Genomic DNA, 24,515 nt, shown 5'->3' on the forward strand with positions numbered 1-24,515 from the left:
CTGTATTCGAAAAAGAAAGAGATGGCAGCAATACCTGCCGGGCAAATTTTACCGCAGTACAGCATACTTTCGGCACATAGCTCGGCCCCATGCTTCATGTTCGCAGGCTGGATCGCAACAGCGACCACAGCCTGGGTCCGAATACGTTCACAGCCAGGCCCAGCATGACGATGGCGCCACCCACCCATTGCACGAATTGCAGATGCTCATCGAGCAGCACGGCTGCCGAAATCAGCCCGATAACCGGCACCAGCAAGCTTAGCGGCGCCACCTTGCTGGCTGGATGCCGGGTCAGCAGCCGCCCCCACAGTACGTAGCCCACCACCGTGGCCACAAGCGCCAGATAGGCCACCGCACCTATGCCCACGTAAGTGATGTTGCTCAGGCTGTCTTGTATGCGCTGCGGGCCTTCAAAGATCCATGACAGGGCAAGAAAAGGCAAGGGAGGAATGAGGGCGCCCCAGATCACCAGGCCCACCATATCGACCTTCCCGGCGCACTTGGCCACGATATTTCCACTGGCCCAGCTGAAAGCCGCCACCAGTGTCAGTGTGAATCCCAGCAGCGTCAGCGTACCGACGACTGCGCCTTGCTGGATCAGGACCAGGCCTGTCATGGCCACCATCATGCCCGCAAGGTTGTGCGCATGCACACGTTCATGCAGCAATACTGCGGCGATCAGCACAGTGAAGAACGCTTGCGACTGCAGCACCAGCGACGCCAGGCCCGCCGGCATGCCCACCGACATGGCTGTGAACAGGAATATGAACTGTCCCAGGCTGATGGTCAGGCCGTACAGCACTATGATGCGCCAGGGCAACTGAGGGCGCTTCACAAAGAAAATGGCGGGGAACACCACAAAGATAAATCGCAGGGCCCCCAGCAGCAATGGCGGTATTTCACCCAGTCCGAGTTTGATCACCACAAAGTTCACGCCCCAGGCACACACGATGACCAAAGCTGCCAGCCAGTCCTTCAAAGGCATGCACAATCCCTGCAAATTAATGGTGTAAAGCGGTATTATGCGCCAGGAGCTTGCCAATTATGTCCATTTCCATCCTCAGCCTTCATACCTATCCCGTCAAGTCTTGCGCCGGCATTGACCACACCCGGGTCGCCATCAGCCAGGGCGGCCTGTTTCTCGACAGAAAATGGGTTGTCGTCGACGACCAGGGCGTGTTCCTGACGCAGCGCCAGCATGCCAGAATGGCACTGATACAACCTGCCCTGCACGGCCACGACCTGACACTGTCGGCTCCAGGCATGCCCGACCTGCAAGTACCCTGGCTGCGTGATGCCGGGCCTACCGTACCTGTGCGCATCTGGGCTGCCGATACGCTGGGCCTGGACGAAGGCGATGCCGCCGCGAACTGGTTATCGGAATTTCTGGGCCTGGGCTGCAGGCTGCTGCGCGAGCACCCACAGGCACAGCGCCATGCCAGCCTGGAACACGTTAACGCCTGGCGCAGCAAACACGGTGAACACGAGCCCGACTTTCCCGAACTCCACCGTTTCAGCTTTGCCGACGGCTTTCCCCTGCTGATCGCCAACCAGGGCTCGCTGGATGACCTGAACCGCCGCCTGCAAGCCAGGGGGCAGGCGGGTGTGCCCATGAACCGCTTTCGTCCCAACATCGTGCTGCAAGGACTGGACGCCTACGAAGAAGACTATCTGGCCAGCATCAAGGTGGGGCCGATAACGCTGGCCCAGGTCAAGCGCTGCGCCCGCTGCCCCATACCCAATATTGACCAGGCCACGGCCCTGTCAGCCAGTGAGCCCGGCCTGACGCTCGCCGGACACCGGCAGTTTCCGGACGGCGTATTGTTTGGCGTGAACGCAGTCGTGGCCGGCACCCGGGAAGGCGACACCCTGAGTGTGGGTGATGCGGTGCAGGCCGAATTCGACTTTTAATGCCGGGCGGCCCGGCCGTAGTATTTTTCCAGTCGAGCCTGCACCTGCTCCAGACACAGGCTGAGTACCCAGTAGATGCCGGCGGCAGCCAGATACAGTGGCAAAGGCTGGAAGGTGGTGGCGATTACATCCTTGGTGGCCAGCAGCAGCTCGGTCACCGTAATCACCGAGACCAGCGACGTATCCTTGATCAGGCTGATCAGCGAATTGCTCATGGATGGCACGGCCAGACGCAGGGCCTGGGGCATGACCACGTAACGCAGGTTCTGCCCATAACCCAGGCCCAGGCTGTAGCCCGCCGACCATTGCCCCCGGGATATCCCCAGTATCGCACCACGCAGGCTTTCCGAAATATAGGCACCGGCATTCAGACTCAGGGCCAGCACGCCGGCCGTCAGCGGATCAAAGGAAATGCCTATGCTGGGCAGGCCGTAATAAATAATGAAAACCTGCACCAGCAGCGGTGTGCCCCGCATCATGCTCACGTAGACCGTGGCCGGAACCTGAGTAAAGCGGCTGGGGATGATGCGCAAGACAGCCAGCGCAAAGCCTACCAGCAAGCCGCCCAGCATCGCGGAAAAGGCAAAGATCAATGTGTAACCGGTCCCCTTCAGAAGAATGGGACCGGCCAGGACCATGAGGTCAATGAAATTCATACTGAACCAGGGGTTGGATTATTCAGGTTTGCGAACCTTGCTGACATCAATGCCAAACCACTTTTCTGAAATCTTGGCGAACTCGCCGCTGCTGAAGGAGTCTTGCAAGGCTTTGTTCACTGCTGCCTCGAATCCGGGATTGCCCTTGCGGAAGGGAATGCCGTTGAACTTGGGATCACCCACGATCGCTCCGCCTTTGATGGGAATATTCGAGGTCTTGACCAGATAGCCGGTCATCAACTGGTCGTTCAGGGCCGCATCGACGCGACGACTGACCAGGTCGGAAAGGTATTCAGGCGCGCCCGGATAGCTTTTCACATCCACGCCTTCCTGCGCCTTGGCCAGGGCCTCGTAGTTGCTGCCCTGCGATACGCCCAGCTTCTTGCCTTTCAGATCGGCAAAGCTGGTGTAGCCGGCGTCGTCATTCTTGCGCAGTATAAGCTGGGGGCTGGAAGCCACGTAGGGAACGGAAAAGTCGAAGGCTTGCTTGCGTTCTGGCGTGATGCCCACCTGATTGATGATCACATCGAACTTGCCGGAACTGAGGCCCGCCAGAATCGCACTCCACTCCGTCTTGACGAACTGCACCTTTACGCCCAGCTTGTCGCCGATCAAATTGGCCACGTCGATGTCAAAACCCTCGAGCTCGCCGGTTTTGGTGTCAACATAATTAAAGGGTGGGTAAGTGCCTTCGACGCCAACAATCAGCGTGCCGCGCTCCTTGACCGTATCGATCAGGTCGGCCGCATGGGCGGCACCACCAGCGGCCAGAGCCGACACCGCCATTACGCCGGCAGCCAGCAGGCGGCGCGCATTAGCAAACGTAGTCATTTGATGTTCCTGCAAAAGAGAGAGTAGAAGGCGCAGCGGCAGACAGGCCGTGCAAATTGTGCGTTATGCGAGTGCTTTATGCGCCAAAACCACCATGCTATCAAGCCCGGCCAGGATTCATAACTATTTGTTAATTACTTATTCATAACCAAAAGAAATATATAATTTAATATAAATCAATTGGAGTTATTTAAATTTTCTATCGGGTCACTGCAACGGGTGCCGCACTAATCGTAAAGACTGAGCTGTTCTGGTGCCTTATGGGCATGCTCTTTCATCTCGGTGCCAGGCTGCAGGCCACTGATGCGCACACCCAGCAAACGTATACGGTGACTTAGCTCGATGCGCTTCAGGCACTGTCCGGCCGCATGATGGATGACCCGCGCATCATCCGTGGGATAAGGCAGCGTCTGATCGCGAGTGACCGTACGAAAATCATCAAAGCGCAGCTTGATGCCTATGGTGCGCCCCACATACCCCTTGCGCAGCAGGTCACCTTCCAGCTGTTCGCACAGCCGCAGGAACCAGGCGGAAAGCTCGGCCCGGTCGCGCTGCACGTGCAGGTCGCGTGCAAAGGTCGTTTCACGGCTGATCGATTTCGGTTCCGAGTGCGTAACGACGGGCCGGTCATCGATGCCCCGTGCAACATTCAACAGCCATTGGGCATAGCTCAGGCCGAACAAGCCTTGCAGCTGCTCGGGTGCTGCTGCAGCCAGTTCTGCGATTGTGTGTATGCCGGCCGCCGTCAGCCTGGCATTGGCCTTGGGCCCGATGCCGTTCACCTTGCCAACCGGCAAGGGCCATATGCGTGCTTCAAGGTCGCCCGCCCCAATGATGGTAATGCCGTCGGGCTTGTCCAGCTCGGAAGCAATCTTGGACAGCAGCTTGTTGGGTGAAATACCTATCGAACAACTCAGTCCGGTTGCCTGGAAAACCGCCTGCTTGATTTTGCGCGCCAGCACCAGCGTATCGTCGGGATGCTTTGTTAGGTCTATATAGATTTCGTCTATGCCACGGTCTTCGATGTGGTCTGCAACGCTGGCTACCGCTGACTTGAACAGCCTTGAATAATGCCGGTAAGCCTTGAAATCCACCGGCAACAGAATGGCTTCGGGCGCCAGCTGGGCTGCTTTCATCATGCCCATGGCCGAAAACACCCCCAGCGCCCGCGCCTCGTAAGTTGACGTGGTGACCACCCCGCGACCCACATAGCCCTTCAGGCGTGAAAACAGCCTTGTGCCATCAGGCAATTGCGTAGGCTGGCTGGCGCTGCCGCCACCGATCACGACGGGCAGACCCTTGAGCTCGGGATAACGCAGACGCTCGACCGATGCATAGAAGGCATCCATATCCAGATGAGCAATGCGACGGGTGGCGGGTTCGTGTTCCATGAGGTTCTGCTGTACGAATGCACAGCAATTATAGGACAGGGTGTCCGCACAGTTTTGGTGCAACGCAACACGCCCCGCACAGCCGCGGTGCGCCCATTACGGCCGCACGCTGTGAAAGCCCGGCCCAAAAATTGGCATACGTTTTGCTTTAAATCCTGTATTGCATGACATGGAACCACTATGAAGCCCGCCGCCAAGCCACCTCGCGTTCCCGCCGCCCCCAAGCCGCAGCCCAGGCAGACGTCTGCCGTCAGCCCGCAGCGCCGCACCCTGCTGGGAGCAACGGCCGCAGCCGGGCTGGGCACCCTTGCGCTACTCGATCCCATGCTGCGTGCAGCCGCGTGGGCAGCCGGTTCCGACGCGCCCGAAAAAACCGACGTGAAGATAGGCTTTATTCCGCTGACCGACTGCGCTTCGGTGGTCATGGCTTCAGCGCTGGAGCTGGACAAGAAGCACGGCGTCAGGATCATACCGAGCAAGGAAGCATCCTGGGCCGGGCTGCGGGAAAAACTCGCCAATGGGGATCTGGACTTTGCCCACGCCCTGTACGGCATGATCTACGGCATGCAGCTCGGACTTGCCGGGGCGCAACAGGACATGGCCATACTCATGGGTCTGAACCAGAACGGCCAGGGCATCACACTGTCGAACCAGCTACGCGAGGCCGGCGTGACCAACGGCGAGTCATTGGCCGCAAAGATGGCCGCCGAACCGCGCCAGTACACATTCGCGCACACCTTCCCCACCGGCACACACGCAATGTGGCTGTATTACTGGCTGGCCGGACACGGCATAGACCCCGCCACGACACGCAATGTGACCGTCCCGCCGCCCCAAATGGTGGCCAATATGCGCATAGGCAATATGGATGGCTTTTGCGTCGGCGAGCCATGGAATGCCCGCGCCATCACCGACAAAGTGGGCTTCAGCGCGGCAAGCTCTCAGGACATCTGGAAGGATCATCCGGAAAAGGTCCTGGGCACCCGCGCCGATTTCGTCGAACGCCACCCCAACACCGCGCGCGCCGTCACGGCCGCCATACTGGAAGCCAGCCGCTGGATAGACAGCGCTCCCGAAAACCTGCGCAAGACCGCGCAAGTCATCGCCGCCAAGTCCTATGTAAACACGCAGGCCGGCACCATTGTCGGTCGCATGCTGGGCCAGTACGAAGACGGCCTGGGCAAGTCCTGGAGCGACAAGCATGCCATGCGCTTTTACGGCGAGGGCGCCGTCAACTTTCCCTACCTGAGCGACGGCATGTGGTTCATGACCCAGCACAAGCGCTGGGGCCTGCTGGCCGAACACCCCGACTATCTGGCCGTCGCCAGGCAGGTCAATCGCATCGATCTCTACAAGCAGGCTGCCGCCGCAGCGGGCACCAGCCTGCCGGCCAACGAGTCGCGCAGCAGCACGCTGATGGATGGCGTGGTGTGGGACGGCAGCAATCCGGCGGCCTACGCCGACGGTTTCACCCTTAAGACAGCACGAAAGGCAAACATATGAATCCGGCAACCTCTTCCTCGTGGTCCTTGCGCTCCGGTCTGGGACGCCTGGTCAGCACAAGCGCCGGGCCGCTTGCGGGCTTTGCGCTGCTGCTCATCACCTGGAAAATCATTTCCTTGCGGATAGGCGATATTCCACCGCCCGAATCCACCTTGCAGGCCGCCTTCGAGCTGTTCAAGGACCCGTTCTACGACAACGGTCCCAACGACCTGGGCATAGGCTGGAATATCCTGGCCTCGCTGGGCCGCGTGGCCACAGGCTTTGCGCTGGCGGCGCTGGTCGGCATTCCGGTGGGCTTTCTGATCGGACGCATTGCCGTACTGAATGCCGTTTGCGCACCGGTCATCAACCTGCTGCGGCCCATCTCGCCGCTGGCCTGGCTGCCGCTGGGACTGCTGCTGTTCAAGGCAGCCGATCCGGCTGCCATCTGGGCGATCTTCATCTGTTCCATCTGGCCCATGATCATCAACACCGCCGACGGCGTCCGGCGTATTCCGCAAGACTACCTGAACGTGGCCCGGGTGCTGAACCTGTCGGAGTGGAAGGTATTCACCCGCATCCTGTTGCCTGCCGTGCTGCCCTACATGATGACCGGCGTGCGCCTGTCGATAGGCACGGCATGGCTGGTGATCGTCGCTGCTGAAATGCTCACAGGCGGCACCGGCCTGGGATTCTGGCTGTGGGACGAGTGGAACAACCTGAATGTGCAGAACATCCTGATCGCCGTCCTGGTCATAGGCGTGGTCGGTCTGCTTCTGGATCTGGCCCTGCTTGCAGTGGCCCGCCGCCTGGATCATGGAGAGGCTTGAAATCATGGAAAAATTCGTATCCATCGAGTATGTGGGGCAAACCTTCAACACCCGCAGCGGCCCTTTTGTGGCCCTGCGTGACATCAACCTGGACATACGGCAGGGCGAGTTTGTTTCGCTGATCGGCCATTCGGGCTGCGGGAAGTCGACCCTGCTCAACCTGATCGCCGGTCTTGCGCTGCCCTCGGAAGGCGTGCTGCTGTGCGCGGGGAAGGAAATTGCCGGTCCCGGCCCCGATCGTGCCGTCGTGTTCCAGAATCACAGCCTGCTGCCGTGGCTGACATGCCACCAGAACGTCCACCTGGCCGTGGAGCGCGCGTTCGGCGGGCAGGAACCCAGGAGCGCGCTGAACCTGCGCACGACCAATGCGCTGCACCTGGTGGGATTGAGCCACGCCATGCACAAATTTCCCAAAGAGATATCGGGCGGTATGAAACAGCGCGTGGGCATTGCCCGGGCGCTGGCCATACAGCCCAAGGTCTTGCTGCTGGACGAGCCGTTCGGCGCCCTGGACTCGCTCACACGCGTACATCTGCAGGACGAGCTTCTGCGCATAGTGGCCGCCACCTCCACCACAGCCGTCATGGTGACGCACGATGTCGATGAGGCCGTGCTGCTGTCCGACCGCATTGTCATGCTGACCAACGGCCCGGCAGCAACCATAGGCGAGATTCTGCCGGTAGGCCTGCCCCGTCCGCGCGACCGCCTTGACCTGCTGGACAACCCTGAATACGCCGCCTGCCGCGCCGCCGTATTGAATTTCCTGCATCAGCGCCACAACAACCCAAACACGGAACACACCCTCTAATCAGTGAGCACATCATGAAGAAAATGAAACTGGTCGTGGTCGGAAACGGCATGGCCGGCATACGCACCCTGGAAGAACTGCTCAAGCTGGACAGTAATCTGTACGACATCACTGTGTTCGGCTCCGAGCCCTACCCCAACTACAACCGCATTTTGCTTTCGCCCGTGCTGACCGGCGAACAGACCATACAGGACATCATCCTTAACGACAAAAGCTGGTACGAGGCCAATGGCATCACGCTGCACCTGAACAGCACGGTCACGCACATCAACCGCCGCCGCAAGGAAGTGCTGACCGACGACGGCAAGACGGCGCGCTATGATCGCCTGCTGCTGGCCACAGGATCCAAGCCCTTCATCCTGCCCGTCCCGGGGCACGACCTGAAAGGCGTCATCAGCTTTCGCGATATCCGCGACGTCGAGCTGATGATAGATGCGGCCTCGCGACTGCAGCACGCCGTCGTCATCGGCGGTGGCTTGCTGGGTCTGGAAGCAGCCAATGGGCTGGCTTCGCGCGGCATGCAGGTTTCGGTGGTGCACCTGGGCACATCCCTGCTCGACCGCCAGCTCGATCCGGCCGCAGCCCAGCTGCTGGAAGCCAGCCTGCGCGCGCGTGGCCTGAACTTTCTGATGGGACGGCAGACCGAGGCCATCCTGGGAAAAGAAGACGGCACCGTGAGCGGCATACGTTTCAAGGATGGCAGCGAACTGGCTACAGATCTGGTCGTCATGGCGGTGGGCATCCGGCCCAACACCGATCTGGCCGAAGCAAGCGGCATCTATACGGATCGTGGCATTGTGGTGAACGACACCCTGCAGACCTACGACCCAGGCATCTATGCCGTGGGCGAATGCGTCAGCCACCGCGGCATGGCCTACGGACTGGTCGCCCCCTTGTTCGAACAGGCCAAGGTGGCTGCCAACCACTTGGCGATGCATGGCATAGGCGCCTATGCCGGCAGCACCACATCGACCAAGCTCAAGGTCACCGGCATCGATGTATTTTCTGCCGGTGAGTTCATGGGGGGCGCAAACACAGAAGCCATTACCCTGGCCGACCCGGTCGGCGGGGTGTACAAGAAGCTTGTGATCCAGGATGACAAGCTGATAGGCGCCTGCCTGTATGGCGATACGGTGGACGGCGCCTGGTACTTCCGGCTGATACGCGAGGGCAAATCCATTGCAGAGCTGCGCGAACACCTGATGTTCGGCGAAGGCGCTGCCGGCGACACCGGGCACGCAGGCGAAAACAGCATTGCCGGCATGCCCGACAGCACCGAAATCTGCGGCTGTAATGGCGTGTGCAAGGGCACCATCGTCAAGGCCATACGCGAGCAAGGCCTGTTCACTGTCGACGAAGTGAAGAAACACACCAAAGCCGCCAGCTCCTGCGGTTCGTGCACCGGACTGGTGGAGCAGATACTCATCAATTGCGTCGGGGGCGCGGCTGACATCAAGCCCAAGTCCGAGAAGCCTATCTGCGCCTGCGCGGACTACACGCATGGCGAAGTCCGCAAGGCCATACGCGAACAGCATCTGACCAGCATTGCTCAAACACTGCGCTTTCTGGAGTGGCGCACCACCGACGGCTGCGCCACCTGCCGGCCCGCGCTGAACTATTACCTGATGTCCACCTGGCCCGGCGAAGCCCGAGACGATTCGCAGTCCAGACTGGTCAACGAACGCATGCATGCCAACATCCAGAAGGACGGCACCTATTCAGTCGTTCCCCGCATGTGGGGCGGCGTGACCAGCCCATCGGAGCTGCGTCGCATCGCCGATGTTGCGGACAAGTACAAGGTGCCCATGGTCAAGGTCACCGGCGGCCAGCGCATAGACCTGCTGGGCATCAAAAAGGAAGACTTGCCCGCCGTCTGGAAGGAACTGGACATGCCCTCGGGCCACGCTTATGGCAAGAGCCTGCGCACGGTCAAAACTTGCGTAGGCAAGGAATTCTGCCGCTTCGGCACCCAGGACTCCACCGGCATGGGCATCGCGCTGGAGAAAGATCTGGTCGGCATGTGGAGTCCGCACAAGGTCAAGCTGGCCGTGTCGGGCTGTCCGCGCAACTGTGCGGAATCGGGCATCAAGGACATAGGCATCATCGCCGTGGACTCGGGCTGGGAACTGTATGTAGGCGGCAATGGCGGCATCAAGACCGAAGTGGCCCAGTTCTTCGTCAAGGTTCAGACCCACGACGAAGTCCTGGAATACACCGGCGCCTTCCTGCAGCTGTATCGCGAAGAAGCCTTCTACCTGGAGCGCACCTGCCATTATCTGGCCCGCGTAGGACTGGAACACGCCAAGGCGCGCGTTGTGGACGATGCCACCAACCGTGCGGAGCTCTATGCACGGTTGCGGTATGCGATCTCGTTTGAACAGGACCCCTGGGCCGAACGCATTGAATCGGCCTCTGCCCGCCGCGAATTTGAAAACCTTACCGCCTGAAGACCATCATGAACATTGCGATTTCAACATCCGCCTGGACCCCTGTCTGCCATATCGATGATATCCCTCGCCTGGGTTCGAGAGTCGTGCATCACGCAGGCTGCGAACCGGTTGCCGTCTTCCGTGCATCGGACGATCATGTGTTCGCAGTGATTGACCGCTGTCCCCACAAGGGCGGCCCCTTGTCGGCCGGGCTGGTGCACGGCCACAGCGTAAGCTGCCCGCTGCACGGCTGGAACATCAACCTTGAGGATGGCCAGGCACTGGCGCCCGACCAGGGCTGTGCCCACACACTGCCCGTCCGGGTCGAAGCCGGCGAAATACTGCTGGCCCTGCCTGCCCGGGGCTAGATCATGACCGTGCTGAAACTGCCTGACGAGTCGACAGTCATTCGCGATACGGCATCGATCTGCTGTTATTGCGGCACCGGTTGCGGCCTGCGCATACGCAGCCAGGGACAGCACGTGCTGGACGTAAGGGGCGACACGCAGCATCCGTCCAGCCGCGGCGAACTGTGCAGCAAGGGCCGTCAACTAGCCGCCACCGTGCGCCATGACGACAGCCGCATCCTGCAGGCGCAATGGCGCTCCGGCAAGCATGAGCAACGCTACAACATTCCCCTGAATGATGCGTACGATATCGCGGCAGACAAGCTGGCGGCAATCATCGCCATGCATGGCCCCGACGCCATCGGCTTCTATCTTTCCGGCCAGCTGCTGACCGAAGACTACGCCGTATTCAACAAGCTGGCACGCGCCCTGGTGGGTACCAACAACATCGACACCAATTCCCGCCTTTGCATGTCCAGTGCCGTGTCCGGCTACAAAATGACGCTGGGCGCTGACGCACCGCCCGCCTGCTACGATGACCTGGACCTGGCCGATACCGTCATGATCGCGGGCTCGAACATGGCCTATGCTCATCCGGTGCTGTTCCGGCGCCTGGCCGATGCAAAGGCACACAGGCCCGGCATGAAAATCATTGTGGTGGACCCCCGCCGCACCGATACCTGCGATATCGCCGACCTGCACCTGGCCATCAACCCCGGAAGCGACGTCGCACTCTTTCACGCCATGCTTAACGTCATGGTGTGGGAAGACCTGATCGACCGCGACTATATCGCGCAGCACACGGAAGGGTTTGCCGAACTCAAGCAGCGCATTCATGAATTTACGCCGCAGGCCGCACAGGAAGTCTGCGGCGTGCCTGCCGCCGACATCATCCAGTGCGCACGCTGGTTCGGACAGGCCGATGCGGCGCTGTCGCTCTATACCATGGGGCTGAACCAGTCCAGCAGCGGCACGGCCAAGAATGCCACGCTGATACACCTGCATCTTGCCTGCGGCCAGATAGGCCGGCCCGGTACCGGCCCCTTTTCACTGACCGGCCAACCCAATGCCATGGGCGGGCGCGAAGCCGGCGGCATGGCCACCCTGCTGCCCGGGCACCGCAGCCCCGACAACGCTGCCGATCGCGCAGAAATGGCGCGGCTGTGGCAAGTAGAGAGTCTGCCCGACACTCCGGGCCACACAGCCCTGGACATGTTTGATGCCGTCTTGCAAGGCAAGATCAAGGTCTTGTGGATAGCGGCCACCAATCCCGCCCAATCGCTGCCCGATCAGGCCAGAGTACGCGCGGCCCTGGACAAGGCCGAACTGGTCATCGTCCAGGAAGCCTTTGCCAACACAGAAACACTGCCCTATGCGGACCTGGTGCTGCCGGCCGCTACCTGGCCCGAAAAAGAGGGCACAGTGACCAATTCCGAAAGACGCATCAGTCGCGTACGCGCAGCCATCGCGCCCCCGGGCGACGCACAGGCCGACTGGCAGCTTGTGTGCGCCATTGCCCGCAGACTGGCCGCGCGGATTGCACCAGAAAAGGCGCCGCTGTTCGCCTACCCGGACGAGGCCGCCATCTTTGCCGAACACGCCCGCAGCACAGCCGGGCGTGATCTGGACTACAGCCGTCTGAGTTACACCGTACTGCAAACCCAGGGGCCACAGCAGTGGCCGTTTCACGCCGCAACACAAGGCTCGCGTCGCCTGTATGCGAACGGAATTTTTCCCACTGCAAACGGCCGGGCCCGCTTCGTTGACGTGGGCTACATTCCCGTTGCCGAATCCACGTCCGCAGCCTATCCCTTGCGCCTTACCACCGGGCGCATGCGCGACCAATGGCACACCATGAGCCGCAGCGGCCTGGTACCGGCGCTTAACCGCCATGTGGAAGAGCCGCTGGTTTATCTGAACCGGGGCGATATGCGCCGGTACAAGTTGCTGGACGACATGCTGGTCAGGATCAAGACCAAACGCGGCGCCATCATCCTGCCGGCCAAGGCCGATGACGGCCTGAAGCCCGGTCATGCCTTCATGCACATGCATTGGGGCAGCGCCTTCATGGCAGGCAACGGCATCAATGCGCTCGGCAACCCGGCGCGCGACCCGATTTCGCACCAACCGGAACTGAAGCACAGCGCTGCGGCCGTGCAGGTGCTGGATTTCCCCTGGGCCGCCGGCGCCTGGATACAGGGCGATCCGGCCTTGTGGCGCCCCCGCCTGACGCACTGGCTTGAGCGGTTTCCTTATGCCGTGCTGCTTTCATCTGCGCTGGGTGGCCACAGCCTGCGTCTGCGCCTGGCCGGCCCCGCCGCCATCACTACATCACTGCTCGAAGAACTGGCTCGGGATCTGGGCCTGGAGCAGGCCGAGCTGGCCTTCGACGATCCCGCAAAAGGCATCATGCGGCGCATTCGCTACCAGGAAGGCCGGCTGAGCGCGTGGCTGCTGGCGGGTGACACAAGAGCGGCCAACGCCCTGCTTCAATGGGCCGACACCGGACAGGCGCCAGCCAGCATCAGCCAGATCCTGCTGGGCCGCGGTCCTGCCATCACACGCTCGCACATAGTGTGCACCTGCGCGAACGTCACCGATACCCAACTGACCGACGCCATTGCAGCCGGTCACGATCTGGACACCCTGAAAACCTCGCTTAAATGCGGCATGACCTGTGGCTCCTGCCTGCCGCAGATCAAACGCATGATGGCGCACACATTGGAAACGCCCGCATGACTACCTTCACTGCTTCCATCGCTCCCGACGCTGATACGGCGCGCCGCGGCAAAGTCTGGCTTATCGGTGCCGGCCCCGGCGATCCGGAGCTGCTTACACTCAAAGCGGCCAGACAGCTTCAGCGCTGCACCATCTGGCTGGTAGACGATCTGGTGGGCCCAGGCATACTTGAGCTTGCACCGGCAGACACCCGCGTCATTCATGTCGGCAAGCGGGGTGGATGCGTCTCCACTTCGCAGCAATTCATACTCAGACTGATGGCACGCTATGCCCGCCAGGGTCATACCGTGGCCAGGCTGAAGGGGGGCGATCCCTTTATATTCGGCAGGGGCGGCGAAGAAATGGCCTGGCTTTTCGACCGCGGCATCCCGGTAGAAGCCATCAGCGGCATTACCGCCGGTCTGGCGGTGGGCAGTGCCCTGGGCATGCCCTTGACTCATAGAGCCAGTGCGCGGGGGGTGGCATTGGTAACCGCCCATACGGCAGACGGCAGCCGGCCCGCCTGGCAAGCCCTGGCAGAAAGCGGGCTGACTGTAGTTTGCTACATGGGCATGAGCAACATAAACGAGCTGTCCGACACACTGCTGAGTGCAGGCTTTCGCGCTAATCTGCCCGTTGCCGTCATACAGCGTGTGTCTTGCCCTGGCCAGAAGCAGATCATCACCACATTGGCCCATCTGGCATCGCAAGTGCAGGCCCATCAGCTTGCCAGCCCTTCGGTCATCGTGCTGGGCGACGTGGCGAGTCTGGCCCGGCAAGAAGGCCTTGACGCATATCAAATTCTCTCGCTGGCCGTTGCGGTATAAACAAACCATGGTCTGTGTGGCTTTGCCTGCATAGACCTCAAACGCCATAGGGATAAATTGTCGTACGCCCGATAAGATATATACAATATGCATCTTATCTTACCTGCTGCCGACAACGGCGACCCCCCACCCCCTTAAACAGAAGGAAAGTCATGCAAATCGGAGTACTCAAACTTGCCGGCCTGCAAACCGAACAATGTGCCGCCACCCTGGCCGGTGCCCTCAAGGCCATCGACGGCGTACAGGCCGTCGAAGTGTCATTCAAGAACAGCAAGGCAACAGTCTCGTTCAATGAAGAACTGGTGTCCAACCAGCGTCTGGAAGTCGCCGTGCAAGATGCCGGCTACCAAATCGCCAAGCCCAAGCACGGCGAAGACGGCGAGTGCTGCGGCGGCTGCGGAGGCTGATCCTTACATCCAGGCAAGCACCCTGCATTGACGGCCATCGTGCCGTCATGCAACACTTTATTCCCCGCTTCCCGGGGAATACCTGGATGACTCCATGACTCTGAATTCCGACGGCCTGGTGCGTTGCGGCTGGTGCTCCAGCGACCCCGCCTACATGCATTACCACGACACCGAATGGGGCGTGCCGTCGCACGATCCGCGCTATCTGTTTGAAATGCTGCTGCTGGAAGGTTTCCAGGCAGGATTGTCGTGGATTACCGTACTGAAGAAACGCCCGCGCTACCGCGAGGTACTCTTCCAGTTCGACCCCGAAAAGCTGGCCAACATTGGCGATGACTACATCGAAACGCTAATGCAAGACCCCGGCATCATTCGTAATCGCCTGAAACTCAATGCGGCCAGACAAAACGCCCGGGCCTGGCTGGCACAGCCCACCCCGGTCGATCTGATCTGGTCTTTTGTGGGTGGCCAACCCCGCATACATCATTACGCGACGATGCAGGATGTGCCGGTCATTACGCCTGAAGCCGAGCAGATGAGCCGCACCCTGAAAAAGGCAGGCTTTAACTTCGTGGGCCCGACCATCTGCCAGTCGTACATGCAGGCCATAGGGTGCCTGATGGACCACACGACAGATTGCCATCGTCATCAGGCCCTGGCCCGGTCTTAGAAGCGTGGGCGGCCGATAAATCCGTCGGTAAAACCGTCCGATCAGTCCGTACCGCCGCGTCCAGCGGCTTAGACCACCGTAAGCGTTACATCAACATTGCCACGCGTTGCATTCGAGTACGGGCATACCACGTGTGCCTTGTCGACCAGCGCCTGAACCTGGTCGCGCGGCAAACCCGGAACCGAAATCTTCAGTTCGACTTCAATACCGAAACCATCGGGAATGGGGCCAATGCCGACCAGACCCTGAATATTGCTGTCATCGGGCAAATCTACTTTTTCACGGCTGGCAACCAGCTTCAGGGCGCCCAGAAAGCACGCCGAATAACCCGCAGCAAACAGTTGTTCCGGATTCGTGCCGTCTCCGCCGGCACCGCCCATTTCCTTGGGCGTGCTCAGCTTGACATCCAGTGCGCCGTCTGACGAGGCCGCCCGACCTTCACGCCCGCCGTTAGCGGTAGCCTGGGCACGATAAACCACTTTCTCTAAAGACATATTGGATCTCCTTGGGCAAAAAAACGAATCAGCAGCAAGCAGCATGCCCGCTGTCTAACACCATCAGCCACCAGCATACGACCAAAACACCGGGAATTCGATGACAACCTTGTAACCCTGGCGGTTTTTCCTTTGCGCTAACATGCATCCATGGCTACCCAACTACGCTGCCGCATTCCTTTGCCGCCTGATTACCGGCCGCAGGATATCCTGGCATTCCACCGGCGCGATACTCAGGAAATTGCCGAACGCGTCGATGATTCGTCTTTACACAAGGGCCTGCTGTGGCAGGGTATGCCCGGCCACCTAAGCGTGCGCTTGAGGCCCCGACAAGCCAGCGTCGAACTGACGCTGGACGGCACCGCACCCACCAACAGCCAGTCCCTGCTAAAGACCATGGTCCATCGCATGCTGGGTCTGACCCAGGACATAGACACCTTCGAGCAACAATACCGCCGACATCCTTTGCTGGGCCAGCTCATCGCCAAACAGGCGGGCTTACGCGTCCCGCTTGCCGTCACGCCCTTCGAAGCCCTGTCGTGGGCCATCATCGGACAGCAAATCAGCGTCAGCGCCGCTGTATCCATACGTCGCCGGCTGATACTGGCGACCGGGCTGCGCCATTCCAGCGGCCTGCTATGCCATCCCGGCCCCCAGGAAATCCTGGCGCTGACACCTGAAACGCTGCGCCAGGCCGGATTCTCGACCGGCAAGGCCCGGGCGCTGCAGGAACTGGCCGGCCTTGTCGCCAGCAAACAGCTGGTGCTGGACACCGACTTGCAAGCCGCCGCCATTGAATCACTGCGCGATCGCCTGCTGGCCATACGCGGCATAGGGCCGTGGACCGTCAACTACACCTTGCTGCGCGGCCTGGGCTGGCTAGATGGTTCGCTGCATGGCGACGTGGTCGTACGCCATGGCATAGCTGCCCTGCTGGGCACCACTGAAAAGCTGAATGAAAAACAAGCTCAGGCCTGGTTGCAGGAATTTTCGCCCTGGCGCGCCCTGCTGGCCGCACACTTGTGGGCATCCCGTTCGACGACCGCCTACTGATTGAAAGGATATAAACAGATGAACAAGCTGACCAACGAATGCATCCGCGTAGCATCACGGCCCGCCGGTATTCCCGCCGCCGAAAATTTTCGCAGAACGACCGAGGCCGTCCCGGACATGCAGCCAGGCCAGATTCTTGTGCAAAATCAGTGGCTGTCGATAGAACCCGCCATGCGAGGCTGGCTGGCCGATGCCAACAACTACTCCAGCGTCCCCGTGGGTGATGTCATGCGATCTTTGAGTGTTGGCACCGTCATGGAATCAAGCGCAGACGGCTTCAGCCGCGGCGACCAGGTGATGGGCTGGTTTGGCTGGCAACATTATGCAGTGGTGCGGCCCTCGGCCGTCGTGCAAAAAATCACCGCCGGCGACCTTGCGCCATCGCTCTACCTGGGCGTGTTGGGGCTGAACGGCATAACTGCTGCCACCGCGCTTGATAAGCTGGGGCAGCCGCAAGCGGGCGAAACGGTGGTCGTTTCCACCGCTGCGGGCGGAGTCGGTTCATGCGTGGGTCAGCTTGCCAAGGCACTGGGGTGCCGCACGATCGGACTGACCAGCACGCCCGAAAAAGCCCAGGCCTGCAAAAATGAATTTGGCTATGACCATGTCATCAACTACAAGACCGATGACATCAGCGCCGCCTTGAAAGCGGCCTGCCCTGATGGCATCAATGTGTATTACGACAACACATCAGGGCAGATTTCAGACGCCGTCCTGCCACAACTGGCCATAGGAGCACGCGTCATAATATGCGGTACCGCGGCGATCACCAGCTGGGATCCGGCACCCATGGGGCCCCGGGTTGAGCGTATTCTGCTTACCCGACGTGCCCGCATGCAGGGCTTTATTCTTTTCGACCACATGGACACTTACGCGTCATATGTACGCCAACTGGAAGACATGGTCAGGGCCGGGACGCTGAACCACCGCGAGCACATCACCGACGGCCTGGATACGGCCATGGGCGCGATCCAGGAACTGTATCGGAGCCAGAACCTGGGCAAGCGGCTGGTTCGTCTTTAAGCTTGCGCCACGCCGGCCTTGCCGCCTTAGGCGTCGGCCACGGCAGCGCGTTTGCGTTTCGCCAACAAGCGTCCCACCAGTACGATCAGCACGGCGCCGGCAACTTCAGCCGCCAGCTTCACAGTGCCGGAAGGCTCGCCAAACTGCTCGACAATGACAATATCGGTAACCAGCATGCCGCCGGCAATCCAGCCCAGCAATGCGGCACCAAAAGTCACGACACTGGGATAGCGGTCTATCAGCTTCAACACCAGCGTGCTGCCCCAGATAATGATAGGCACGCTGACGACCAGGCCAAATATGACCAGACCAAGTTGATGATCCGGGTTGGCCCCCTGGGCGACACCGGCAATGGCAATCACATTGTCCAGGCTCATGACAAAGTCAGCGATAAGTATGGTCTTGACCGCTGCCCACACCGTAGTGCCGCTCTTGACATTGCCATGCGCGTCTTCGTCAGGAATCAATAGCTTGATACCCACCCAGACCAGCAACAGCGCGCCAACTATCTTCAGATAGGGGATGGTCAGCAGCGTCAAGGCAAATGCGATCAAGGCCACGCGCAGGCCAATGGCGCCCGCCGTTCCCCATAAAATGCCCTGCATGCGCTGCTTGGCAGGCAGATTCCGGCAAGCCAGTGCAATAACGACGGCATTATCGCCGCCGAGCAGAATGTCGATCAGAATGATCTGAAAGACCGCCGCCCAGCTTAGTGTTTGTAAAAATTCAAGCATCTGTCACCTTTAAGTGTACGTAATCGTTTAGCAGGGAAACGGATCGGGCTGGCTGCTGCGGCCCTCGAGCTTGAATTTGCACACCAGGCAAACTGAACACAAGGGCAGACAAAACAAAAATGGCCTGATCCGTTAAGGACACAGGCCACAGCTATCGCTGGAATAGACCTTGCCCTAAGTGGCAAGGTCTTGCTTGCAACACGATGGTTGCCCGAGCACCGGGAGCCATGCAAGACTTTGCAAAACTGCCGTAATGACGATGCTGCGGAAAGAAGCTACTCCCCTTGATAGGCGTAAGTTTAGCGACAAATGCTGCAAAGTCAAGCAAAAAGACAACTAAAAGGCTATGCCGAACTTCTTAGCCGCTGTAACAAAACAGGCAGGAAAAGGAAGAGGAATGACAGGGACAGGAACGTAATCGACAGGGGCGTTTCGACCAGTACCGACCAGCTTCCCTGCGCTGCCGCCAGGGCCGTGCGCAGTTGCGTTTCAGCCAACGGAACCAGAATCAGGCCAATCAGCAGCGGCGGAATGGGAAAGCCGTAAACCCGCATGGCGTAACTGACCACACCCAGGCCGGCCATCATGGCCAGGTCAAATACGGATCCCGACACACCCCATATACCCATCATCGCAAACACCAGAATGCCAGCATACAGCTGTGGCTGGGGAATCTTCAACAACTTGACCCATATGCCCACCAGAGGCAGGTTCAACACCAGCAACATCACATTGCCGATGTACAGGGAAGCGATCAGGCCCCAGATCAGTTCCGGATTGCTGGTGAACAGGAAAGGCCCGGGCTGCAGGCCATAGTTCTGGAAGGCGGCAAGCAATATGGCGGCCGTCGCCGATGTGGGCAAACCCAGGGTCAGCAGGGGCACCAGCACACCAGCCGCAGACGCATTGTTGGCCGCCTCGGGCCCTGCCACTCCCTCGATGGCCCCCTTGCCGAACTCGTCTTGATGCCGTGTCAGCTTCTTTTCCAGCGTATAAGACAGCATGGTCGGGATTTCCGAGCCGCCGCCCGGTATGGTACCTATGGGAAAACCTATGGCGGTGCCGCGCAGCCACGGCTTCCATGAGCGACGCCAGTCTTCGCGCGTCATGAAGGCCTTGCCCTTGACTGCAACAATGTCGTCGGGCGCATGCGCATAACGGCTGGCTACGTAAAGGATCTCACCTATGGCAAACACCGATACCAGCACCACCGTCAGTTCCACGCCATCGAGCAGGTCGGGCATGCCGAACGTCATGCGCGGCTGCCCGGTCATGGCATCTATGCCGATCACACCCAGCGCCAGGCCCATGAACAACGACACAAATCCACGCACCCTGGACGCACCCATCACGACCGCCACAGAGGTAAATGCCAGGACTGTCAGGGCAAAGAAGTCGGCCGGCCGCAGCAAAAATGCCAGCTCCGCCACGACAGGCGCGGCAAAGGTGAGTGCCAGGGTGGCAATGGTGCCCGCAACAAATGAACCTATGGCCGCCGTGGCCAGAGCCGCCGCGCCTCGGCCCGACCGCGCCATCTTGTTGCCTTCCAGCGCCGTCATCATCGAGCCCGCCTCACCGGGCGTATTGATCAGAATGGACGTCGTGGAGCCGCCATACATGGCACCGTAAAGCACGCCGGCAAACATAATGAAGGCCGACACCGGGCCAACCGACACCGTAACAGGCAGCAGCAGCGCAATGGTCAGTGCCGGGCCTATACCCGGCAATATGCCTATGGCCGTGCCCAATACCGACCCGATCAGGGCCCACATCAGATTGGTGGGCGTAAGCGCGACCTCGAAGCCGTGCAGCAATAGTCCGAAAGTTTCCATTACCAACCCGCCAAGGGAAGGAAGCCGCCCAGGTCCAGGCCCAACCAGCCAAACAACAGCCAGCCCAGGCCGGCCAGCACGAAGCCGACTATCAGGTCAGACACCAGGCGCTGCGAACCAAACGCACGCGCCACCAGCATGAACGACAGCATGCCGGTCAGGGGCAGGCCCAACGTATCAATGGTCAGGGCCGGCAATATGGCTGCCGCCAGCGCCGTCAGGAAAGCCCGCTTGTCCATGGGCTGGCCCGCTGCCGTGTTCTCGGCCTCTTCAGGTTCGAACACCTCGCCGCGAGCGATCTGTATCAACAGCAGTACGCCCAGGGCCAGCAGGCCCAGGCCCACGCCAATCACAAACATGCCCGGGCCGACGGCGGCATACTGCGCCGTAGTTGCCAGCTCGGTTGAGGCATAGAGGCAAACCGCCCCCATAAGAATCACGGCCAGACCCAGCCACCAGGGACGTTCGCGCAAGAGCGTCATTAATATTCCTTCAGTTCAACAGATCCCTGGCCCGCAGGCCAGGGACAGGAGACTACTTGCTCAGCCCTGCATCCTTCAGGATCTGATTGATGCGGGTGCTTTCGCTGGCTATGAACTCACCAAAAGCATCGCCCGGCAGGAAGTAGCCATCCCAGCCTTGTCGGTCGAGCACAGCCTGCCATTCCTTGCTTTCGCTAAGCTTGCTGAAGCGTTCCACCCACTCTTTATGATTGGCTTCGGGCATATCGACCGAGCCCAGAATGCCACGCCAGTTGGCAATTTCGACGTCATAGCCGGCTTCCTTGAAGGTGGGCACGTCGTCCAGACCCTTCATGCGCTCGGCCGTTGTGACACCCAGAATGCGGATTCGGCCTTCCTGGGCAAATTGCTGGAACTCGGAAATACCCGAAATACCTGCCTTCAGCGTGCCGTTGACAATGCCGATGACGGTATCGGCACCGCCGGCCTGCGGAATATAGTTCAACTTCGGTACCGGCACACCGGCACTTTGCGCCAGCAGTGCCAGGGCGATATGGTCAACACCACCGGCAGAGCCGCCGCCAACCGCCGTGGCACCAGGGTTGCTCTTGAGCGCGGCAACAAAATCATCCAGAGTCTTGTAGGGTGCATCGGCCTTGACCGCCAGCACCAGGTGCTCGGCAGTCAGTCTGGCCACCGGCCTGAACTTGCTCAGGTCAACCGGCGACTTGTTCAGCGTAATCGAACCCACCGTAATGGCGCCGAATACCGCCAGGGCGTCGGCCTTGCCTTTCTCGGCACGCTGAAACTCGGCCAGACCGATCGTGCCGCCGGCACCGCCCTTGTTGGTGAAGCTGACCGTACCCGTATAAATACCCGCGTCATTCATGGCCTGGAATGCCTGGCGCCCGGTAGAGTCCCAGCCCCCGCCCGGATTGGCAGGCAACATCACGCTGACCTGAGCTTGTGCGGCGCCTGCAACAAATACGGCCGCGACGGCCACGGACTTCAATAAACGGGTAAGTCTCATTCCTTTCTCCTGGGATACGTTCTGATATGTGTCATACAAGACTCTTGCCGGGAGAGTAAGTCCGAGCCTGGGGGCTGTCAAGCAAGGGTTTCGGGAAGGGACTGCCATGCGCAATCCCATAGCCCCCGGCTTCGCAGGGCTTCGGACAGCGACCTAATGCAAGTTTGGGTAACAAAACCTGTTTTGTCATAATAGTCACCGCCCGCCCCGTATATCTTGGTCCGCTCGATCCATCAGGCAAAACACAGACATGGCGCAAAGACCTACATTCAATCAGGCATGGGCAGCTTTCTCCAGGGTGAACGGTTCGGTCCCCCACGTCGGACGCATCATCGGCGGAAAAGTCCAGACCAATATCGACGGCGGCATCTTTACCAATGCCTGCGCCATCCGCATGAGCTATGTGCTGAACCAGACCAGCCTGCCGGTGCCGGCCAGTGCCGGTGCGGTCTCGTCGGGCGCCAACGGTGCCAAGTACCTGTTCCGGGCAAGCGATCTGGCGCCGCACCTGCAGAATCTGTTCGGCAAACCCGACCTGGTGGTGCAGAACCCGACCCCGACGTCATTTGCGGGCAAGAAAGGCATTATCGTGTTCGACGTAGACGTCTGGAATGATGCCTCGGGCCATGTAACACTGTGGAATGGCACAATGTGTGCCGACAGCTGCTATTTTCCCGTATCGACACGCGCCAAACTGTGGGAGCTGAACTGATGAGTCAACGATGGGCCGCCCTGATCCTGATGGCCGGAATGCTGTGGGGGTGCGCCGCCAATGGGCAGAAAGCCGCCGACACGGCAGCGCAAGGTCAACAAGCCTACACAACGCAATCAGACGAACTCGAAGCGCAGCGGCTGGAAAAATTCGCCGTCAGCCAATGCCTGATGCACGCCTTCCCGGACAACCCGGTGAAGGCCGATGCAGGCCGTGCGTCGGGTGGCTACGTCGAGCTGGGCACATCCGGGCCCGAGGTTTACGAAGAGATCGTAAGTCTGGTGCAGGCGCATCGCACCAAGCCCTATAACTCAAAGAGCGGCGAATCACTGTTCGTGATGCAATGCCTGGATCTGCTCCATGACCCGGCACTGGAAGCGCTGATCCGGCCGGCTCGCTGAATTGCGCCAGCTCCAACAGCTTGCGGACCATCGCAGCACCTAGGCATCACATAGGCGCCGCAGAAACCGTCAACCCGCCGCAGACATACAGGATCTGCCCCGTCACGAATCCCGACCGCCTGTCCAGCAGGAATGAGGCCGCGTTGGCGACATCGGCGGGTTCACCCAGGCGACCAACAGCAACGGACTTAACGATGGCCTTGGTTTTTTCGGAATCCGGCGGATTCCCCTTTTTCCACAGTTCCGTCATGATGGGACCTGGCCCAATCGCATTGGCAGTGATGCCGTATTTCCCAAGCTCCAGAGCCCAGACCTTTGCCATCGCGACAAGGCCGGCTTTCGAACCAGCGTAAGCGGTCCGAAGCTCTTTGCCCAAGACCGTGCGTGACGCCATATTGACGATACGGCCAAACTGTTGCTCTTTCATGCCTGGAAGCAAGGCTTGCACACATTGCATCGCGCAGCGAACATTCAATGACCATACCCGTTCCAGCTCTTCAATCGTTTGATCTTCTATCGAGGCCGGACAGATAATGCCAACGTTGTTGACCAGGCGAGTAATGGGGCCCTTCGACAGCACATTGCGCAAGGCATCCGCCGTTTTATCCGGATCGGAGAGATCCGCCTTTACGCCAGAGCCTGCAATATCAATGACGACGGGCTCGTATCCATCTTCAACACACCGTTCCGCGATTGCCGCTCCAATACCCGAAGCACCGCCTGTAATCAACACTCGTTCGCGCATGCTGTCCTCCTTTCTTTATCAGCTTAATCTATTTGCACGTCGGACAAGGTGCGATCTCATTGCCTGACAGCCTTGGCAAACAGCACCACGTCAGGCAGCCCTTTGAAGTATGCATCACAAGTAAGCAGTTCAGCCCCCTTGTGGCGTGCCGTTGCGTAAACAATAGCATCGGCGGTGGCCAGTTTATGCTCTCGATGCAAATCCGCCGCAAGCAGAGCAACAGAAGTATCCAGAGGCACGACGATGCACTTCTGGGTGTAGGCAATTACTTGATCGGACTGGTCTTCACTAAGCTCGCGCACCAACCACTTCGATAGTTCAAGCTGCACAATAGTGGGAACAATACACTGTGCTCTTTCGGGAAACTGACCGCCAAGCTTCTTACCCAGCGCGCTGCCGGCGAGCCATTCGATCCAGGCCGAAGTATCGACCACACACGGCTTCATCGCCATCAATAGCGATCCTTGCGGTCGCGATAATCATCCGTACGGGCGCCCTTCGCCATACCGGCGAGCTCATTCAACTCAGGCACTGGCATCATCAGCACGCCCTTACCCTTGGGGATAAACACGAATTCCTGACCTGCTTTCCAGTGCTGCATTTCACGCACAGCTTTTGGAATGGATATCTGGAATTTGCTCGATAACGTTGTGGTTGCAGTCACTTCATACCTCTTTATGATCGATGGCCATCTGGTAAGAATATACCATTTCTTCCTGGAGG

At 59.8% G+C, this 24,515-nt stretch carries 26 protein-coding genes; 14 read left to right on the plus strand and 12 right to left on the minus strand.

The genetic code is table 11. From position 1 onward, the window contains the following. Positions 1 to 94 precede the first annotated feature (94 nt). Positions 95 to 985 (minus strand): EamA family transporter, encoded by an 891-nt coding sequence (locus LKR43_RS08330; protein WP_227683574.1) that lies wholly within the window; start codon positions 983 to 985, stop codon positions 95 to 97. Between the two features lie 59 nt (positions 986 to 1,044). Between LKR43_RS08330 and LKR43_RS08335 the strand changes: the two genes are divergently transcribed. Beyond that, the gene (locus LKR43_RS08335) at positions 1,045 to 1,911 is read left to right on the plus strand and encodes an MOSC domain-containing protein (protein ID WP_227683575.1); all 867 of its coding nucleotides are present in this window, start codon (positions 1,045 to 1,047) and stop codon (positions 1,909 to 1,911) included. On the opposite strand, the gene LKR43_RS08340 is transcribed toward LKR43_RS08335, so the two are convergent. From LKR43_RS08340 to dinB, 3 genes are all read right to left on the minus strand, one after another. Continuing rightward, entirely contained in the window at positions 1,908 to 2,567 is a 660-nt protein-coding gene (locus LKR43_RS08340; protein WP_227683576.1) for an amino acid ABC transporter permease, read from the minus strand. The genes LKR43_RS08335 and LKR43_RS08340 overlap by 4 nt on opposite strands. An 18-nt stretch (positions 2,568 to 2,585) precedes the next feature. Continuing rightward, entirely contained in the window at positions 2,586 to 3,398 is an 813-nt protein-coding gene (locus tag LKR43_RS08345; RefSeq protein WP_227683577.1) for a transporter substrate-binding domain-containing protein, read from the minus strand. Between the two features lie 227 nt (positions 3,399 to 3,625). Continuing rightward, positions 3,626 to 4,789, minus strand: a complete 1,164-nt coding sequence (dinB, locus tag LKR43_RS08350) for a DNA polymerase IV (RefSeq protein ID WP_227683578.1) — start codon at positions 4,787 to 4,789, stop codon at positions 3,626 to 3,628. 180 nt (positions 4,790 to 4,969) lie between these two features. Here dinB and LKR43_RS08355 point away from each other — a divergent pair, with 180 nt between their 5' ends. From LKR43_RS08355 to LKR43_RS08395, 9 genes are all read left to right on the plus strand, one after another. Beyond that, positions 4,970 to 6,292, plus strand: coding sequence for a CmpA/NrtA family ABC transporter substrate-binding protein (locus tag LKR43_RS08355; protein ID WP_227683579.1), 1,323 nt, complete (start codon positions 4,970 to 4,972; stop codon positions 6,290 to 6,292). Further along, complete coding sequence (ntrB, locus tag LKR43_RS08360) at positions 6,289 to 7,101, plus strand: nitrate ABC transporter permease (RefSeq protein WP_227683580.1); 813 nt, start codon at positions 6,289 to 6,291, stop codon at positions 7,099 to 7,101. Before LKR43_RS08355 ends, ntrB begins: the two co-directional genes overlap by 4 nt. 4 nt (positions 7,102 to 7,105) lie before the next feature. After that, on the plus strand, positions 7,106 to 7,909 hold the full coding sequence (locus LKR43_RS08365) for an ABC transporter ATP-binding protein (RefSeq protein ID WP_227683581.1): 804 nt from the start codon (positions 7,106 to 7,108) through the stop codon (positions 7,907 to 7,909). Positions 7,910 to 7,923: 14 nt separating this feature from the next. Then, positions 7,924 to 10,356 carry a nitrite reductase large subunit NirB gene (gene nirB / locus LKR43_RS08370; RefSeq protein ID WP_227683582.1) on the plus strand — a complete coding sequence of 811 codons (2,433 nt, stop codon included), beginning with the start codon at positions 7,924 to 7,926 and terminating at the stop codon, positions 10,354 to 10,356. Positions 10,357 to 10,364: 8 nt separating this feature from the next. Continuing rightward, a complete protein-coding gene (gene nirD, locus LKR43_RS08375) occupies positions 10,365 to 10,706 on the plus strand; it encodes a nitrite reductase small subunit NirD (protein ID WP_227683583.1) in 342 nt (113 codons plus the stop codon). 3 nt (positions 10,707 to 10,709) lie between these two features. After that, positions 10,710 to 13,424: a nitrate reductase gene (locus LKR43_RS08380; RefSeq protein ID WP_227683584.1), complete on the plus strand. Its 2,715-nt coding sequence runs from the start codon at positions 10,710 to 10,712 to the stop codon at positions 13,422 to 13,424. Further along, positions 13,421 to 14,230: a uroporphyrinogen-III C-methyltransferase gene (gene cobA, locus LKR43_RS08385; protein WP_227683585.1), complete on the plus strand. Its 810-nt coding sequence runs from the start codon at positions 13,421 to 13,423 to the stop codon at positions 14,228 to 14,230. Before LKR43_RS08380 ends, cobA begins: the two co-directional genes overlap by 4 nt. A gap of 152 nt (positions 14,231 to 14,382) precedes the next feature. Further along, positions 14,383 to 14,637, plus strand: a complete 255-nt coding sequence (locus tag LKR43_RS08390) for a heavy-metal-associated domain-containing protein (protein WP_227683586.1) — start codon at positions 14,383 to 14,385, stop codon at positions 14,635 to 14,637. Positions 14,638 to 14,731: 94 nt separating this feature from the next. Beyond that, positions 14,732 to 15,307, plus strand: coding sequence for a DNA-3-methyladenine glycosylase I (locus LKR43_RS08395; RefSeq protein ID WP_305080623.1), 576 nt, complete (start codon positions 14,732 to 14,734; stop codon positions 15,305 to 15,307). Positions 15,308 to 15,375: 68 nt separating this feature from the next. On the opposite strand, the gene LKR43_RS08400 is transcribed toward LKR43_RS08395, so the two are convergent. After that, positions 15,376 to 15,801: an organic hydroperoxide resistance protein gene (locus LKR43_RS08400; RefSeq protein ID WP_227683587.1), complete on the minus strand. Its 426-nt coding sequence runs from the start codon at positions 15,799 to 15,801 to the stop codon at positions 15,376 to 15,378. Between the two features lie 150 nt (positions 15,802 to 15,951). Between LKR43_RS08400 and LKR43_RS08405 the strand changes: the two genes are divergently transcribed. Together LKR43_RS08405 and LKR43_RS08410 are read left to right on the plus strand one after the other, a co-directional pair. Next, positions 15,952 to 16,854: a DNA-3-methyladenine glycosylase gene (locus LKR43_RS08405; RefSeq protein WP_227683588.1), complete on the plus strand. Its 903-nt coding sequence runs from the start codon at positions 15,952 to 15,954 to the stop codon at positions 16,852 to 16,854. A gap of 18 nt (positions 16,855 to 16,872) precedes the next feature. Then, positions 16,873 to 17,877 (plus strand): NADP-dependent oxidoreductase, encoded by a 1,005-nt coding sequence (locus tag LKR43_RS08410; protein ID WP_227683589.1) that lies wholly within the window; start codon positions 16,873 to 16,875, stop codon positions 17,875 to 17,877. 26 nt (positions 17,878 to 17,903) lie between these two features. Here LKR43_RS08410 and LKR43_RS08415 read toward each other — a convergent pair whose 3' ends face one another. From LKR43_RS08415 to LKR43_RS08430, 4 genes are all read right to left on the minus strand, one after another. Next, a complete protein-coding gene (locus tag LKR43_RS08415) occupies positions 17,904 to 18,611 on the minus strand; it encodes a TerC family protein (protein WP_227683590.1) in 708 nt (235 codons plus the stop codon). Between the two features lie 344 nt (positions 18,612 to 18,955). Then, positions 18,956 to 20,443: a tripartite tricarboxylate transporter permease gene (locus LKR43_RS08420; protein ID WP_227683591.1), complete on the minus strand. Its 1,488-nt coding sequence runs from the start codon at positions 20,441 to 20,443 to the stop codon at positions 18,956 to 18,958. Then, positions 20,443 to 20,925 (minus strand): tripartite tricarboxylate transporter TctB family protein, encoded by a 483-nt coding sequence (locus LKR43_RS08425; protein WP_227683592.1) that lies wholly within the window; start codon positions 20,923 to 20,925, stop codon positions 20,443 to 20,445. The genes LKR43_RS08420 and LKR43_RS08425 overlap by 1 nt, the downstream gene beginning before the upstream one ends. 52 nt (positions 20,926 to 20,977) lie before the next feature. Next, positions 20,978 to 21,934, minus strand: coding sequence for a tripartite tricarboxylate transporter substrate binding protein (locus LKR43_RS08430; protein ID WP_227683593.1), 957 nt, complete (start codon positions 21,932 to 21,934; stop codon positions 20,978 to 20,980). A gap of 250 nt (positions 21,935 to 22,184) precedes the next feature. Here LKR43_RS08430 and LKR43_RS08435 point away from each other — a divergent pair, with 250 nt between their 5' ends. Continuing rightward, entirely contained in the window at positions 22,185 to 22,646 is a 462-nt protein-coding gene (locus LKR43_RS08435; protein WP_227683594.1) for a type VI secretion system amidase effector protein Tae4, read from the plus strand. Then, positions 22,646 to 23,047, plus strand: a complete 402-nt coding sequence (locus tag LKR43_RS08440) for a T6SS amidase immunity protein Tai4 family protein (RefSeq protein WP_227683595.1) — start codon at positions 22,646 to 22,648, stop codon at positions 23,045 to 23,047. Before LKR43_RS08435 ends, LKR43_RS08440 begins: the two co-directional genes overlap by 1 nt. Positions 23,048 to 23,093: 46 nt before the next feature. On the opposite strand, the gene LKR43_RS08445 is transcribed toward LKR43_RS08440, so the two are convergent. From LKR43_RS08445 to LKR43_RS08455, 3 genes are read right to left on the minus strand one after another with little or no spacing between them, the layout of a single operon-like run. Continuing rightward, the gene (locus tag LKR43_RS08445) at positions 23,094 to 23,792 is read right to left on the minus strand and encodes an SDR family oxidoreductase (protein WP_227683596.1); all 699 of its coding nucleotides are present in this window, start codon (positions 23,790 to 23,792) and stop codon (positions 23,094 to 23,096) included. Positions 23,793 to 23,848: 56 nt separating this feature from the next. Next, positions 23,849 to 24,244: a type II toxin-antitoxin system VapC family toxin gene (locus tag LKR43_RS08450; RefSeq protein WP_227683597.1), complete on the minus strand. Its 396-nt coding sequence runs from the start codon at positions 24,242 to 24,244 to the stop codon at positions 23,849 to 23,851. Then, entirely contained in the window at positions 24,244 to 24,456 is a 213-nt protein-coding gene (locus LKR43_RS08455) for an AbrB/MazE/SpoVT family DNA-binding domain-containing protein (RefSeq protein ID WP_227683598.1), read from the minus strand. The genes LKR43_RS08450 and LKR43_RS08455 overlap by 1 nt, the downstream gene beginning before the upstream one ends. Between the last annotated feature and the right edge of the window lie 59 nt (positions 24,457 to 24,515).

It is taken from the genome of Pusillimonas sp. MFBS29, assembly GCF_020687695.1.
Taxonomy (GTDB): Bacteria; Pseudomonadota; Gammaproteobacteria; order Burkholderiales; family Burkholderiaceae_B; genus Pusillimonas_C.

Excerpts from the sequence above, each read along its gene's own strand:
- LKR43_RS08330 (WP_227683574.1), bottom strand. The coding sequence starts at position 985 with ATGCCTTTGAAGGACTGGCTGGCAGCTTTGGTCATCGTGTGTGCCTGG.
- LKR43_RS08335 (WP_227683575.1), top strand. The coding sequence starts at position 1,045 with ATGTCCATTTCCATCCTCAGCCTTCATACCTATCCCGTCAAGTCTTGC.
- LKR43_RS08340 (WP_227683576.1), bottom strand. The coding sequence starts at position 2,567 with ATGAATTTCATTGACCTCATGGTCCTGGCCGGTCCCATTCTTCTGAAG.
- LKR43_RS08345 (WP_227683577.1), bottom strand. The coding sequence starts at position 3,398 with ATGACTACGTTTGCTAATGCGCGCCGCCTGCTGGCTGCCGGCGTAATG.
- dinB (WP_227683578.1), bottom strand. The coding sequence starts at position 4,789 with ATGGAACACGAACCCGCCACCCGTCGCATTGCTCATCTGGATATGGAT.
- LKR43_RS08355 (WP_227683579.1), top strand. The coding sequence starts at position 4,970 with ATGAAGCCCGCCGCCAAGCCACCTCGCGTTCCCGCCGCCCCCAAGCCG.
- ntrB (WP_227683580.1), top strand. The coding sequence starts at position 6,289 with ATGAATCCGGCAACCTCTTCCTCGTGGTCCTTGCGCTCCGGTCTGGGA.
- LKR43_RS08365 (WP_227683581.1), top strand. The coding sequence starts at position 7,106 with ATGGAAAAATTCGTATCCATCGAGTATGTGGGGCAAACCTTCAACACC.
- nirB (WP_227683582.1), top strand. The coding sequence starts at position 7,924 with ATGAAGAAAATGAAACTGGTCGTGGTCGGAAACGGCATGGCCGGCATA.
- nirD (WP_227683583.1), top strand. The coding sequence starts at position 10,365 with ATGAACATTGCGATTTCAACATCCGCCTGGACCCCTGTCTGCCATATC.
- LKR43_RS08380 (WP_227683584.1), top strand. The coding sequence starts at position 10,710 with ATGACCGTGCTGAAACTGCCTGACGAGTCGACAGTCATTCGCGATACG.
- cobA (WP_227683585.1), top strand. The coding sequence starts at position 13,421 with ATGACTACCTTCACTGCTTCCATCGCTCCCGACGCTGATACGGCGCGC.
- LKR43_RS08390 (WP_227683586.1), top strand. The coding sequence starts at position 14,383 with ATGCAAATCGGAGTACTCAAACTTGCCGGCCTGCAAACCGAACAATGT.
- LKR43_RS08395 (WP_305080623.1), top strand. The coding sequence starts at position 14,732 with ATGACTCTGAATTCCGACGGCCTGGTGCGTTGCGGCTGGTGCTCCAGC.
- LKR43_RS08400 (WP_227683587.1), bottom strand. The coding sequence starts at position 15,801 with ATGTCTTTAGAGAAAGTGGTTTATCGTGCCCAGGCTACCGCTAACGGC.
- LKR43_RS08405 (WP_227683588.1), top strand. The coding sequence starts at position 15,952 with ATGGCTACCCAACTACGCTGCCGCATTCCTTTGCCGCCTGATTACCGG.
- LKR43_RS08410 (WP_227683589.1), top strand. The coding sequence starts at position 16,873 with ATGAACAAGCTGACCAACGAATGCATCCGCGTAGCATCACGGCCCGCC.
- LKR43_RS08415 (WP_227683590.1), bottom strand. The coding sequence starts at position 18,611 with ATGCTTGAATTTTTACAAACACTAAGCTGGGCGGCGGTCTTTCAGATC.
- LKR43_RS08420 (WP_227683591.1), bottom strand. The coding sequence starts at position 20,443 with ATGGAAACTTTCGGACTATTGCTGCACGGCTTCGAGGTCGCGCTTACG.
- LKR43_RS08425 (WP_227683592.1), bottom strand. The coding sequence starts at position 20,925 with ATGACGCTCTTGCGCGAACGTCCCTGGTGGCTGGGTCTGGCCGTGATT.
- LKR43_RS08430 (WP_227683593.1), bottom strand. The coding sequence starts at position 21,934 with ATGAGACTTACCCGTTTATTGAAGTCCGTGGCCGTCGCGGCCGTATTT.
- LKR43_RS08435 (WP_227683594.1), top strand. The coding sequence starts at position 22,185 with ATGGCGCAAAGACCTACATTCAATCAGGCATGGGCAGCTTTCTCCAGG.
- LKR43_RS08440 (WP_227683595.1), top strand. The coding sequence starts at position 22,646 with ATGAGTCAACGATGGGCCGCCCTGATCCTGATGGCCGGAATGCTGTGG.
- LKR43_RS08445 (WP_227683596.1), bottom strand. The coding sequence starts at position 23,792 with ATGCGCGAACGAGTGTTGATTACAGGCGGTGCTTCGGGTATTGGAGCG.
- LKR43_RS08450 (WP_227683597.1), bottom strand. The coding sequence starts at position 24,244 with ATGGCGATGAAGCCGTGTGTGGTCGATACTTCGGCCTGGATCGAATGG.